Annotated in this window: 12 protein-coding genes; all 12 read right to left on the bottom strand. The window is 38.2% G+C overall.

The features are described from left to right. Nucleotides 1–180: 180 nt before the first annotated feature. Entirely contained in the window at nt 181–1,584 is a 1,404-nt protein-coding gene (locus AW17_RS14200; RefSeq protein WP_029277502.1) for a lytic transglycosylase domain-containing protein, read from the bottom strand. A gap of 192 nt (nt 1,585–1,776) precedes the next feature. Next, the gene (gatA, locus tag AW17_RS14195) at nt 1,777–3,195 is read right to left on the bottom strand and encodes an Asp-tRNA(Asn)/Glu-tRNA(Gln) amidotransferase subunit GatA (protein ID WP_029277500.1); all 1,419 of its coding nucleotides are present in this window, start codon (nt 3,193–3,195) and stop codon (nt 1,777–1,779) included. An 18-nt stretch (nt 3,196–3,213) separates the two neighbouring features. After that, nucleotides 3,214–3,414 carry a twin-arginine translocase TatA/TatE family subunit gene (tatA, locus tag AW17_RS14190; protein ID WP_029277499.1) on the bottom strand — a complete coding sequence of 67 codons (201 nt, stop codon included), beginning with the start codon at nt 3,412–3,414 and terminating at the stop codon, nt 3,214–3,216. Between the two features lie 11 nt (nt 3,415–3,425). Next, complete coding sequence (locus AW17_RS14185) at nt 3,426–3,785, bottom strand: Sec-independent protein translocase subunit TatA/TatB (protein ID WP_036669953.1); 360 nt, start codon at nt 3,783–3,785, stop codon at nt 3,426–3,428. A gap of 47 nt (nt 3,786–3,832) precedes the next feature. Then, on the bottom strand, nt 3,833–5,128 hold the full coding sequence (locus AW17_RS14180) for a murein hydrolase activator EnvC family protein (RefSeq protein WP_029277491.1): 1,296 nt from the start codon (nt 5,126–5,128) through the stop codon (nt 3,833–3,835). Nucleotides 5,129–5,313: 185 nt separating this feature from the next. Next, a complete protein-coding gene (gene lolB1 / locus AW17_RS14175; RefSeq protein ID WP_029277484.1) occupies nt 5,314–6,105 on the bottom strand; it encodes a lipoprotein insertase outer membrane protein LolB1 in 792 nt (263 codons plus the stop codon). After that, entirely contained in the window at nt 6,083–7,780 is a 1,698-nt protein-coding gene (locus tag AW17_RS14170) for a tetratricopeptide repeat protein (RefSeq protein WP_029277483.1), read from the bottom strand. The genes lolB1 and AW17_RS14170 overlap by 23 nt, the downstream gene beginning before the upstream one ends. A gap of 60 nt (nt 7,781–7,840) precedes the next feature. Next, nucleotides 7,841–8,272 carry a dUTP diphosphatase gene (dut, locus tag AW17_RS14165; RefSeq protein WP_029277482.1) on the bottom strand — a complete coding sequence of 144 codons (432 nt, stop codon included), beginning with the start codon at nt 8,270–8,272 and terminating at the stop codon, nt 7,841–7,843. 94 nt (nt 8,273–8,366) lie between these two features. Continuing rightward, entirely contained in the window at nt 8,367–9,851 is a 1,485-nt protein-coding gene (locus AW17_RS14160; protein WP_029277481.1) for an oligosaccharide flippase family protein, read from the bottom strand. A 76-nt stretch (nt 9,852–9,927) separates the two neighbouring features. After that, on the bottom strand, nt 9,928–10,200 hold the full coding sequence (locus AW17_RS14155) for an acylphosphatase (protein ID WP_029277472.1): 273 nt from the start codon (nt 10,198–10,200) through the stop codon (nt 9,928–9,930). A 66-nt stretch (nt 10,201–10,266) separates the two neighbouring features. Beyond that, on the bottom strand, nt 10,267–11,223 hold the full coding sequence (locus AW17_RS14150; protein WP_029277471.1) for an NAD(P)H-dependent flavin oxidoreductase: 957 nt from the start codon (nt 11,221–11,223) through the stop codon (nt 10,267–10,269). Nucleotides 11,224–11,267: 44 nt separating this feature from the next. Beyond that, nucleotides 11,268–12,389 carry a Fic family protein gene (locus tag AW17_RS14145; RefSeq protein ID WP_029277470.1) on the bottom strand — a complete coding sequence of 374 codons (1,122 nt, stop codon included), beginning with the start codon at nt 12,387–12,389 and terminating at the stop codon, nt 11,268–11,270. Nucleotides 12,390–12,784 lie beyond the last annotated feature (395 nt).

The following is a 12,784-nucleotide window of genomic DNA, read 5'->3' as shown; positions in this document are numbered from 1 at the left end:
TTAGTGACGGGGGCAAAGGTACAATTCTTTTTATGAGGCATAAAATAAAAAGCCCTTCAAAAAAGTTAAATAAGACGTTACACTAAACTACCGTTACACTAATTGGATTAAACCAAGCGCTGTTAATAGAATTTCAGATTTTTTGATCAAGAAATGAATGCCATTGTCAGGTTTGCCCTGTTATCCTCTACTGATTTTCAGGATCATACCTACTTGCAAACCAACTTTTGATAAACGGTTGTCTCTTCTGATGCTTTGAACGGTTGCACCGTCAAATTTCTCTGCAATTTCAGACAGGGTATCGCCGGTTTTAACCTTGTAACTTAGAAACGACGATGGTGCTTTTAACGGCGTCCGGTTTTTGGCATAAATCTTTAGTCTTTGTCCCGGCACCAGCGTTTTGCTTTTTAAACCGTTCCAAACCCTTAAATCCTGTACCTCTACACCATATTTATCGGCTACAGTTGTTAAGCTCTGTCCTAAAGTAACTTTATGATAAACTACTGAGGATGTAGCTATACTTTTAGTTTTTTTCTTTCTTAAATCTCTTACATCATCAGTACTCGCGGCCACCACTTTCATGCTTACATCCACTTCCTGGTTGTTGAGCACATCATAAATACCTGCGTAATCGATATCTCTTAACTTAGGCATTACAATACGTTTCGGCTCATCATCGGTACCATTTACTATCTTTTTCTTGTAGGATGGATTTAAAGCCATAATCGCCGCTTCATCAATATTTAACACTTTTGCAAGCGTAGATAGCGACACGAAACGGGTAGTTTGAACCGTATCAGTTTTTAAGAACATGCTCGAGGCTTGCGCGGTAATCTGATGTTTGCCAGAATAATTCATTACATAAACTGCGGCAATAAATGCTGGTACATAATTTCTGGTTTCTTTAGGTAAAAACTGTCTGATTACCCAAAAATCCCTTGATCCAGCTTTATCAATAGCCCGGTTAACATTCCCCTTTCCGCAGTTATAAGCGGCAATGGCCAACAGCCAATCGCCAAGCTCTTCAAAAGCATCTCTAAAATAGGCTGCCGCTGCATAACTGGCCTGGATGGGATCTTTGCGTTCATCCACAAAGTTATCCATCTTTAGGCCATAGGCCTTACCAGTGCCGAACATAAACTGCCAGATACCCGTTGCCCCTACTCTAGAAATGGCATGCGGATTCATCTGCGATTCGACAATGGTTAAATATTTTATTTCCTGTGGAATATTATAATCTTTTAAGGCTTTATCAAAAATCGGGAAGTAATAGCTAGATAAGCCGATCATTTTCCCGAACATATCTTTACGCTTGGCATAAATATCGATATACTGCTGAACGTACTCGTTGTAAGGAAGAGGTACCGTTTTAGCGATAGAATCGAGCCTGAGTTTATAGATAAAGTTCTGGCCCATGGTTAATGGGTTTTCTGAAACAGCCGGTACAGCTACGGTATCGGTATTGATAAAGATGTTGTTGTGAATCTTCGGAAGACTATCCAGTTTGAGCGTTTGTTGCGCGGAAGAAGAAGAAATGTATCCTAAACAAGCGCAAATTGAAGCAAAAAGTAATTTTTTAATCATGGGCTATTGGTTCAAATTTTCATTAACCGTGGCGTGTGTCCTCACAAACCTTTATACAGATTCCTTTTCTTTCCATAATTAGGAAAAGAGTAAGAACCTGCGAACCTTCTAGACAATGCCTGGAAAAACAGTTAATAAAATGCCATTGCCATACTTAACTATAATGCTTTGTAACTCGCAATGACGATAAAACTATGATAAAAATGCCTGAGAAAAAGCCAGAAGCTTATCTTCCTCAAAATGTTTGGCTGTAAACTGTATACTTAACGGCAATCCTGCTGCATTATTGCCTAGTGGCAAAGCAATAGCCGGATTTCCGCTTAAAGAAGGCAATACCGTAAAAATATCGGCCATATACATCACAATTGCATCCTGAACATTATCGCCAATTTTAAAAGCTGCTGTTGGTGCCACAGGAGAAAGAATTAAATCATAATCCTGAAACAAGGCATCCATTTTTTCTCTGATCAATCGGCGAACCTGCTGTGCTTTTTGATAGTAAGCATCGTAATATCCAGCACTTAAAACAAAAGTACCTAAAAGGATACGGCGTTTTACTTCCTCGCCAAAACCTTCGGCGCGTGATAATTTATAAAGTTCATTTAGCGATTTCGCTTCCAGGTTACGATGTCCGTAATGAACGCCATCATAACGCGAAAGATTTGAAGAGGCTTCGGCCGTTGTTAAGATATAGTAGGCCGGAACCAGATAATCCAACAGATCAAAAGAAACATACTCAACAGTATGGCCATCTGACTTGAGCTGCTCGATAGATTTTAAAATAGCCGATTTGATTTCGGGATCGAGGGCTTCGCTCTCAATAGTTTCTTTTAATACCGCTATTTTTTGTTTTTTATGCTCGTTTAAATGAGCAGGGTAATCGGGCACTGCATCTGGCGAAACAGTAGAATCGTAATCATCTGCTCCAGCTAAAACCTGTAAAAGCAAGGCGGCATCTTCTACTGATGATGTAATTGGCCCAACCTGATCGAAAGAGGAAGCATAGGCAATAACACCATACCTCGATATACGCCCATAAGTAGGTTTAAGCCCAATCTGGCCACAAAATGCAGCTGGCTGTCTTACCGAGCCACCGGTATCGGTACCCAGGGCAGACAAACACATATCGGCCTGAACGGCTACAGCTGAGCCGCCTGAAGACCCACCAGGAACAAGGTCGGGATTTGCAGCATTTTTAGCAACCCCATAGTATGAAGTTTCATTAGAGCCGCCCATAGCAAACTCATCACAGTTTAAACGGCCGATAATAACGGCATCTTCCTGTAACAATCGCTGCACAACTGTAGAAGAATATGGAGATACAAAACCTTCGAGCATTTTTGACGATGCAGTAACGATATGGTCTTTATAACAGATATTATCTTTAATACCAATTACCATCCCTGCAAGTTTACCTGCAGTACCTTCTTCTATTTTTTGCTGTATCGCTTTCGCCTGAACTTCGGCCGATAAAAAAAACACCTCATTAAATGCATTGAGGTGTTCATTATTTTCAATTTGCTTAAAATAATAAGCTAATAAATCGGGTAAAGTTAATTGCTTTTGCGCAATGAGTGTTTGAATCTCTTTAAGAGAGCTGTATTTCTTCAAAACTAAAAATTATTGCAATTAAACGGTTTTATCACGGTTAGACGGATCTACTTGTTCTCCATCAACGCCATCTTTACCATCTTTAAATTCTTTAACACCTTTACCTAAACCTCTCATGAGTTCAGGAATTTTTTTACCACCAAATAATAACAATACCACTATTGCAATAATGATAATTTCTGGTGTTCCAAGCATTGCTGCTATTGTTGTATTTAACATGATTTTTTTGTTTAAACTTTTTCTTTGTCAGTTACAATTTTTTCGTCAGTAGGCTTGCTTAGATCAATGTGTGACTCACTTGCCTCTATTTTTTCATCAACCGGTGATTCTTCTGTTGGATGATGGCGCTGACTATGGTTTACCGCTGTTTCTTCCGCTTCTTCTTTATCTAAATCCATGGCATTGATATTCCTATGGATTTCACGCTTAACACCATCAGAGGCATCTTTGAATTCTCTGATCCCCTTCCCTAGTCCCCTTGCAAGTTCAGGTAATTTTTTACCTCCGAACAACAATAGAACCACCACTAAAATGAGTACGATCTCTGATCCACCCATGTTTAAAAACTCTAATAACGTGCCTTGATACATCACTAATATAATTTATACAAATATAGACATTTTAACTTGTCTTAAGTTTATTTACTAATCCAGGCTTCAGGATTTAAAGTTCCCTGGCCTCTTCTAATCTGGAATTTTAAAATGGCGTCGTCACCAGTATTTGCCACAAGCCCAATGGCCTGTTTGGTTTCAACTAAATTACCTACACTCACACTAACCGATCTTAAGTTTTGGTATACTGTAAAGTACTCGCCGTGGTTAATTACTACAGCAGTTCTGCCCATAATATTTTGCACCATAACAACCTTACCTGCAAATATACTTCTAACAGTTGCCCCATCAGTTGTAGTGATATCTACTCCATCGTTGGTATAACTTGCCTGGTCGATCTTATGTAAACCAAACCTTTCGGTTATTGTTCCTGTCGCTACAGGCCAAGGTAACCTTCCTCTGTTATTTTCAAAACCTGCCGATAATCTGGCTGCCTCAGGTGTTGCAGTAAGCAATTCTCCTGTCGATTTTGCTTTAGCGGTTGGTGTAGCTGGTGCAGTAGGTACAGGTCTATTTTCAGCCTTGGCTTTAGCCGCCGCAATCCGTGCTTCTTCAGCCGCTTTTCTTCTTGCCTCTTCTGCGGCCTTCCTTCTCGCTTCTTCAATTGCCCGCTGAATTGCAGCACTAATGGCCCTGTCTATCTGAGCCTGTTGTTTTTTACGACTGGTAATATCCTGTTTAAACTGTTTTTCGTCCTTGCTCAGTTTGTTTAATTCTACTGATTGTTTGCTTTTATCCTTGCTTAAACGCTCACGCTCTCTTTCCTGTTCCTTCAACAGATCACTTTTTTCCCTGAGTGTTTTATCCAGAACCTTAATCTTGCCGTTCAGATCTTGCTGCGTATTCTCAATGTATCCAGCCTGTTTTTTACGGTATTGACTAAACTGCTGTAAATACTTTATTCTTTTATATGCCTGGTTAAAATCCTTCGCCGCAAAAATGAACATCATTTTATCGTATGAATTTCTGTTGCGCTGTGCAAAACGGATCATTCCCGCATACTCTTTTTTAAGATCGCCCAACTGACCTTGTAACGTATGTACGGTATTTGTGTTCTGAGAGATTTGGTTATCCAGATTTTTTATTTCAGAGTTGATTGTACCGATTTTATCCTGGCGCAGCCTAATCTGGGCATTTATAGTATTAATCTGCTGTATAGTAAGCTTTTTACCACTGGCAGTTTTATTCAAATTCTTTTGAAGCTGTTCAATTTCGCGTTGTATAGCTTCTTTTTTCCTTCTGAGCTGGCTTTCAGTTTGTGCAACCGCCGAAAGGGTTAACACGCTTAAAAAAAGGATAAATAGGAGTTTTTGTAGCTTCATTAAGCCAAAAGTATAAAAATTTTTGTAGTAAAAATATTAAAATCGAGATACTAAAGTCATAATTACTTATTACAGAACTGTCTTCACTCAATCTTCATACATATAAAGATTGCCAAAGCCGCTGTACTAATGCAGTACCTAACCTGGCAAATCATTAAAAGAATATTTGAATGTAGTTTTTAAGCCTACTTTACAACCGTAAATCTCTTTGGTACATTAAACGGAAAATCGACAGGAACATTGCCATCAATTTTGACAAACTGTAGGTCGATGTTTATCCGCTTGGCTTTAGATAGTGTTTTGATCTGCAATGCGCTAGGGAATAATGACTCGTTTAATTTTTGATAGTCGGTATAGGTAACTTTTAGCGCCTGACCGTTTTTAGCGTCATTTAAATTGGTTTCAGCTACTTTAAAAAGTGTATTAAAAAGCAATTTATAATCTAACTCCGATTTGCTTCCGGAAACCACCCAAACACCATTTTCCTGCTTAACATCTGATTCTGCTGTTAAAAACTCGCCCATGGCATTACCCGTTAAAACGGCTTGTAAAGTATTAAAATTAACCTGTTTATTAGTGAAATTGTAAATATAACTAAAAGGTTTTTTCAGGTATTCGCTTTTCATCCGGTTCATGATCTTGATGCTATCAGGGGTAATCAAAGCCCTTGCCACCTCTGCCATTCCACCTAATGCGGTAATGCTTACCCAAATGGTCTCCTTGTCTTTCATCTTGAAATTCATGGTTACATCGTTTGCATCGCCGGCAATATCTAAAGTTGCTTTTGCTTTTAAAGAAAGTGTATTAAATTTGAGTTGCTTGCTATTTAGTAGTGTTAAAGCTTCTGCTTTCGAATTATCAGTTTTGGTTTCTGTTTTGGTAGGTGGAGCAACTACAATTTCTTTTTTAGGTTTACATGCCGAAACAAAAATTACAGCTCCTAACAGGAATGCGCTATTTAAAATACTTCTTTTCATTTATCTTTTTAATTAATACTTCTGATCCGTTTCCGGCCTCTTTTGCTTTTTGCCATTGGATTAATGCTGCATCCTTTTCACCTTTCATAAAAAGTATATCGCCATATCGCTCCAAGTAAACACCGTTTTTATTGCTATTGTTTTGCAAAGCCTTTTCGATCCATGTTTTCGCCAGATCGTATTTTTGCTGTTTAAACAGAATAAACGCGTAGGTATCTACAATTGAAGGATTATTTGGCATAGCATTGGCCGCTGTTTCTGCATATTTCGCTGCCTTGGTTAAGTCGTCATTTCTTAACGCCAAATAATAGGCATAATTATTCACGATGAGATAATTATCGGGTTCTGTTGAAATGGCTTTTTCGAAAGCTGTTTTAGCTAAGGCAAAATTATTCTGGTTGATGTAGATATCGCCCTGTAGTGCATAAATCTGCGCCTGCAGGCTTTTATTCTCCACATCTAACTGTAAGGAGGTTTTTAAATTGCTTTGAGCAGGCTCATATTTACCTGTCTTAAACAGGGCATAAGCCATATAATAATATAAGCTGGCCTGATTGGGATAAATGCTTAAAGCCTCATCGCCAACCTTTATGGCTTCCTCATAGTGCCCAAGCAGTGTTTCGATATTAATGACCTGTTCCCACACTACATAAACCTGTTCGTTAAGTTTTAAAGCAGCCTGATATTGGGACAATGCATCTTTTAAGTTATTCTGCTGATAAAGTACATCGCCATAAAGCGCCAATGCTTTTGCATCAGCCGGATTTTTTTCTGCAACCAGTTTACTTAGTTCAGTTACATTTTTGGCAACAACGGGTTGGTTAAGTTTTGGAAAAAGTGCAGCGATAATCTTCACCTTTTCCGTAAGAGGCATTTCATTGCTTTCGAAAGCCAATTTTAAGGAAGAAAATGCAGCTTCGTCATTTTTCTGCTTACGGTAAATATCAGCCAAAGCCAGGTTTACCTCAAAATTATTGGGTTCGAGCTGCTGCGCCTTGGTTAACACTTTTAATGCTTCCGGATCATTTCCCTTCTGCAAAAGCAAACCTGCAGCATATAAATAGTTCTTTACATCAGCCTGATTGCCTTCCAGTAATTTAACAATATCACTTTCAGTGGCATTCCCGTTAGATTGCAGACGCTTTCTGGCGTTTACCAAATCTCTTGATTCGCCAAATTTAGCCTGAATTTCATCATAGGTCTTTTTTGCAGCATCCAGCTGATTGCCTAAGAACTGCGCATTGGCTTTATCAAAATAATAGGCATCGTTTTCGGGATCGAGGCGGATCAACTGATTAAACACTTCGATTAGTTCGGGCATTTTATTGGTGCGCTTGTATACCTCACCAAGTAAGCGCCAGTACCACAAATTGCCGGCGTTTAATTTAATTGCCTGTTTTATGTTCTGTTCGGCTTCCGAAAGTTTATCTAAACGCAGGTTTGCATTGGCCAGCTCGAAATAGGCTGCATGGTTATTCGGATCTAAACCAACAATTTTATTGAAATTGGTAGAGGCAACAACATAATTTTCAGACATTTTCTCCCTTAAGCCCGCAAAAAACAATTGTTTTACCATATTGCTATCGCGATTGGTACTTGGCGTAACCGTTCCCTGCCCAAAAGCCTGGAAGCTCACTAAAGTGGCTCCAACAAGAAAATGTACTTTGTATTTCATATCATTTATCAATCCAAATAATTTACTCCAGACTAAGGACTTTTGACTTAGGACTGTGGACTATTTCCCCGTATGTCCGTAGCCACCTTCGCCGCGTACAGTTTCCCCTAATTGTTCAACGGTTTGCCAGCTAACGGTTTCGTGTTTTGCCACAACCATTTGTGCAATTCTATCGCCATTAACGATTTTAAAATCTGTATCTGATAAATTTACCAATAAAACTTTTATTTCACCACGGTAATCGGCGTCAATTGTACCAGGCGCATTTACAATGCTAATACCGTGTTTATAGGCCAAGCCGCTTCTGGGCCTGATTTGTGCTTCGTAACCGATCGGTAACTCAATAAACAAACCTGTTGGCACCAATAAGCGCTGCAAAGGTTTCAATATCATTTCTTCTATTATTGATGCCCGCAGATCCATACCAGCCGCATGTGCAGTTTCATATTGAGGAAGTGGGTGTTCGGATGTATTGATAATTTTTATTTCCATTTTTTTATTGTTGGGTACTTTAGGTTAATGGCTTATAGATCATGGTTTGATTGCCATTGACCATTAACGATGAACCTAATACAAAAGTCTCTAACTAACCTCTTTTTAGTATTTTCATTAAATCATTCTTTTCAAAATAGGCAATACCCGCAACAAAAACAATTAACATGGCATTACCAATATAGATGTTCCGGTTAAAGATAAAAAATGAAGAGAATACAATTATTGTTGAAATAATTAAATAAGCTGAAATCTTTTTAAGGTTATAAGGGATTGGATAATATTTCTGTCCGAGTACATAAGATAAAACCATCATTACAAAATAAGCCAGCATACTTACCCAGGCAGAACCCATATAGCTAAAGCGTGGGATTAAAACCACATTGAGCACAATCGTAATTATAGCTCCGGCAACAGAAATATAGAGTCCGAAACGGGTCTGATCGGATAGCCGGTACCAGATAGACAGGTTCATATAAACACCCAGGCACACATAGCCTAACAATAAATAAGGAACTGCTGGTAAACCTACCCAATACTCTTGTTTGCGGATGAAAAATTTTAGCAGTTCGATATTGGCAATAATGGCAATAAAAAGAACAGATAGGGCAATTACGAAATATTTCAAAATTGTAGCATAGGTATCCCTTGCATTTTTCTCTTTTGCATGGCTAAAGAAAAACGGTTCGGCACCCAGCCTGAAAGCGGTGATAAAAATACTTAAGAAAATTGCTATTTTACATACTGCACCATAAATTCCAACCTCTCCATCGGCAATTTCGGGTGGCAATAGTTTTTGAAGTACTATTTTATCCAGGTTCTCGTTTACGATGAATGACAGGTTCGCTATCAAAATTGGCCAGCTGTAGGAAAACATATTGCCAAAAAGCTTACCGTCAAAACGCAATTGCAACTTCATAAATTCGGGCAGCAAATAAATCAGGGTAACAACAGAGGCAATAAGATTAGCTACAAAAACATAACCGATCCATTGATGTCTATACCACGATGCAAACCATTCTGAACCTATCCAATTGTGTTTTATGATCGCTGGAATCAGGTAAATGAATATAAGATTAAAGCCAACAAAGCAACCGATATTTAAAAATTTGGCAACACTATATTTAAATGGCCGACCATCAGCCCTCAATTTGGCAAATGGGATTACACAAATAGCATCCACAAACAGTATCCACAAAAAGAAACTTACATATTGTTTATAATCTGCGATTTCGGAGGTTTTCGTGGCTAAATAACCCGCGATTGAAGAGGAAAAAACTAAACCTGTAATTAAGAAAAGTGATGAAATGAAAGCAATGCACAGAAATGAATTATTATACACCTGTTGCTTTTTGTCATCAAATTTATTTAAATACCTAAAATAGGTACTTTCCATCCCAAAGGCTAAAACTGCGTTAATCAACGATGCATTGGCATACATATTTGTGAAAATGCCATAAACACCCTTTTGGTAAACACCTGTGTAGATAGGCGTGAGGATAAAATTGAACAACCTGGAAAAAACGGTACTGATACCATAAACCATGGTTTGCCCAAGAAACTTTTTATATACAGACATTTGTTAGTATCAAGATAAAAGCATCAGGTATCAAGATTTTCAGTTGACTAATATCAGTCTTGATACGGAATGCTTATTATTTTCGTAAGATTTCAAAATTACGATAGTTTTTTACTTCACCATCGCTTACCGCCACATTTTCTACACGCGAGCGGTCTGGCCCTTCGTGGCACCAGTTTACAAATTCTTCCAGAAAAATATGTTCGCCTTCTGCTTCGATATAAACCGATCCGTCTGTTTCGTTCCTTACAAAACCATTTACCATCATTTGGTTGGCAATAATTTTAGTGGTTTCTCTAAAGCCAACGCCCTGCACTTTACCTGTTATGATTATATTAAGATGCTTCATTTATTGTTATAAAATTGAAATGTTTTAATCTTACAAAGTTAGTAAAGCAATTGTGTATCCCTATGTTTATAAGTCCAATTCGCTCTGTAAATTGTTAAATCTTTGCAGTTCGGACCTAAAACCTGACCATATTTCTTCCAGGATTTCTTTTGCAGGTTTAATTTCATCCAGCATAGCTGAAACCTGACCGATTTCGAGTTCTCCATTTTCCATATCGCCTTCAAACATCCCTACTTTTGCCCTTGCTCTGCCCAAAAGTTCCATTAAGTGCCCTCTGTCTGCGCCTTCAGCTTCTGCTACCGATATCGCATCGGCAAATTCATTTTTCAGCAACCGCACCGGAACCAGTTTTTTCATGGCCAGTTTGGTATCACCTTCTGCTGCAGCAATAATTTTATCTTTAAATGCCGGATGGGCAGATGATTCTTCGGCAACAGCAAAAGCCGAACCGATTTGAACCGCATCTGCTCCTAAAGCAAACGCAGCCAACATGGCTTTTCCACTCCCAATGCCGCCAGCAGCAATGACAGGAATTTTAACAGCATCCCTTATCATCGGAATTAAACACATGGTGGTGGTTTCTTCTCTCCCGTTATGTCCACCCGCTTCAAAGCCTTCGGCAACAATGGCATCAACGCCAGCTTCCTGCGCTTTTATGGCAAATTTTGTATTCGCTATTACATGAACAACAGTAATACCCTTTTCTTTTAAAAAACTGGTCCATGTTGCAGGATTACCAGCAGAAGAAAATACAATTTTTACTTTCTCTTCAATTACCACATCTATAATTTCCTGAATATTGGGATAGAGCAATGGAATATTAACACCAAACGGCAGATGAGTAGCTAATTTGCACTTTTGAATATGTGTTCTTAAAACATCAGGATACATTGAACCGGCTCCAATAATGCCAAGGCCTCCTGCATTGGAAACTGCCGATGCCAATCTCCACCCACTGCACCAAACCATTCCGGCCTGAATAATTGGATATTTAATATTGAAAAGTTTACAGATTGGATTCATCGAAATATTTACTTTATAAATGGATGGCAAATTAGAAGCATCTATTATTCTGAGAGTATTCTGTACAATTCTAAATTAAGAAAATAATGCCCTTTACCAACGGTCCTCTTTTCAAGAACCCCCATCCCTGTGAGTAGATCCAGATATTTTCTTGCGGTATTTTCTGCGTAAATACCAGCTTTAACTAAATGCTGAACCCGAGTAAAAGGCTGAGTAAAAATTGAACTTATTAATGAATCTGGTCGCTGAATATCTGTATCCGCTATAACTGCCTCCGTAATTGCTTCTTTCGCTGCAATAATGTCGTTGATCTTATCATAGGTAATATTTGCTGTTACTTCAACTGCTTTAAGCATATAAAGTAACCAGTTTTTCCAACTTCCCCGCTGAGTAATTCCGGCAAGTCCAGCATAATACTCTTCTTTATTTTGCATAATATATTTACTCAGAAAAAGTATTGGATAGTCAAGCAACCCTTTTTTTGTTAGATAATTTATATTAAAAATCCTTCCTGTTCTACCGTTGCCATCCCTAAATGGATGTATTGCTTCGAACTGATAATGGCCAATGGCCATCTTAAGCAATGGATCTAATGGATAATTAACCTCATCATTAAGAAATGTAATCAAATTATTCATTTTGGCTTCAATTATCCCTGCGCCTCTTGGAGGGGTATAAAACACCTTTCCTGCGTTAGGTCCACTTCCACCTTCTTTAATTACAACCTGAGCAACTGGAGGCCGAATGCCATCGTTGAATTGACTAACAATACGGTACATCTTCACAAAGTATTCTATATCAATAGCCCCATCTTCCTGAAGATATTGATGACCTTCCCATAATGCCTCTCTATAGTAGAGAATTTCCTTCGCGGGCCCATTTACTTGTCCAACATTTTCTTCACTATATGCCTTATAAAGTTCGTCATCAGTAGTGAAAATATTTTCAATTGCACTTGATGCCTTGGCCTCCTGCAAACTTATCGAATTAATAAGCAGGCCTTGATTTGGAATCGCTATACTTCTTCCCTGCAAACGTGCTAGGGCTGCTTTGCTATTACCGAGTTGTAACAGAATGTCAACATCAAGATAGATATTTGGATCAATTGGGAGCTCGGGAAGTGAATTCCAAGGTTTCGTACGATCCGGATTTATCATATTTGCCATATTCAAATATAGAATTTTAACCTTAAAATTTTAATTTTTTAATGTTAAAAGAAAAAATCACATCAAAAAATTTGAAAGAGAAACTATGTACATTAAAAACTTAATTTTTTAATGTACAAGAGTTAAATGACATTAAAGTTTTCAATGAGATCATATCATGCCTTAAAAAAAGGCACTTTTTAAGACGGATAAAAGAAATAACCAATGTATATATCCAGATACTATTAACCTGAGTTCGATAATTATTTGCTGAAAATTATATCTTATTTACGCCTAATCCCGCTTTATCGTCCTGCTGAATTTATTTCAGCATCTTTTTAGCGTGAAAGACCCTGAAATAAATTCAGGGTGACGACCGTCTTAACAGAAAACTTGATTAAAACGCCACAAAATGA

The organism is Pedobacter borealis DSM 19626, from assembly GCF_000708285.2.
Taxonomy (GTDB): Bacteria; Bacteroidota; Bacteroidia; order Sphingobacteriales; family Sphingobacteriaceae; genus Pedobacter; species Pedobacter borealis.
Note: the sequence above shows the minus strand (reverse complement) of the source record. Positions and strands in the feature narration are given on the sequence as shown.

What these genes read in the sequence shown, in the direction of transcription:
- AW17_RS14200 (WP_029277502.1), bottom strand. Translation starts at nt 1,584, where the DNA reads ATGATTAAAAAATTACTTTTTGCTTCAATTTGCGCTTGTTTAGGATAC.
- tatA (WP_029277499.1), bottom strand. Translation starts at nt 3,414, where the DNA reads ATGTTAAATACAACAATAGCAGCAATGCTTGGAACACCAGAAATTATC.
- AW17_RS14185 (WP_036669953.1), bottom strand. Translation starts at nt 3,785, where the DNA reads ATGTATCAAGGCACGTTATTAGAGTTTTTAAACATGGGTGGATCAGAG.
- AW17_RS14180 (WP_029277491.1), bottom strand. Translation starts at nt 5,128, where the DNA reads ATGAAGCTACAAAAACTCCTATTTATCCTTTTTTTAAGCGTGTTAACC.
- lolB1 (WP_029277484.1), bottom strand. Translation starts at nt 6,105, where the DNA reads ATGAAAAGAAGTATTTTAAATAGCGCATTCCTGTTAGGAGCTGTAATT.
- AW17_RS14170 (WP_029277483.1), bottom strand. Translation starts at nt 7,780, where the DNA reads ATGAAATACAAAGTACATTTTCTTGTTGGAGCCACTTTAGTGAGCTTC.
- dut (WP_029277482.1), bottom strand. Translation starts at nt 8,272, where the DNA reads ATGGAAATAAAAATTATCAATACATCCGAACACCCACTTCCTCAATAT.
- AW17_RS14160 (WP_029277481.1), bottom strand. Translation starts at nt 9,851, where the DNA reads ATGTCTGTATATAAAAAGTTTCTTGGGCAAACCATGGTTTATGGTATC.
- AW17_RS14155 (WP_029277472.1), bottom strand. Translation starts at nt 10,200, where the DNA reads ATGAAGCATCTTAATATAATCATAACAGGTAAAGTGCAGGGCGTTGGC.
- AW17_RS14150 (WP_029277471.1), bottom strand. Translation starts at nt 11,223, where the DNA reads ATGAATCCAATCTGTAAACTTTTCAATATTAAATATCCAATTATTCAG.
- AW17_RS14145 (WP_029277470.1), bottom strand. Translation starts at nt 12,389, where the DNA reads ATGGCAAATATGATAAATCCGGATCGTACGAAACCTTGGAATTCACTT.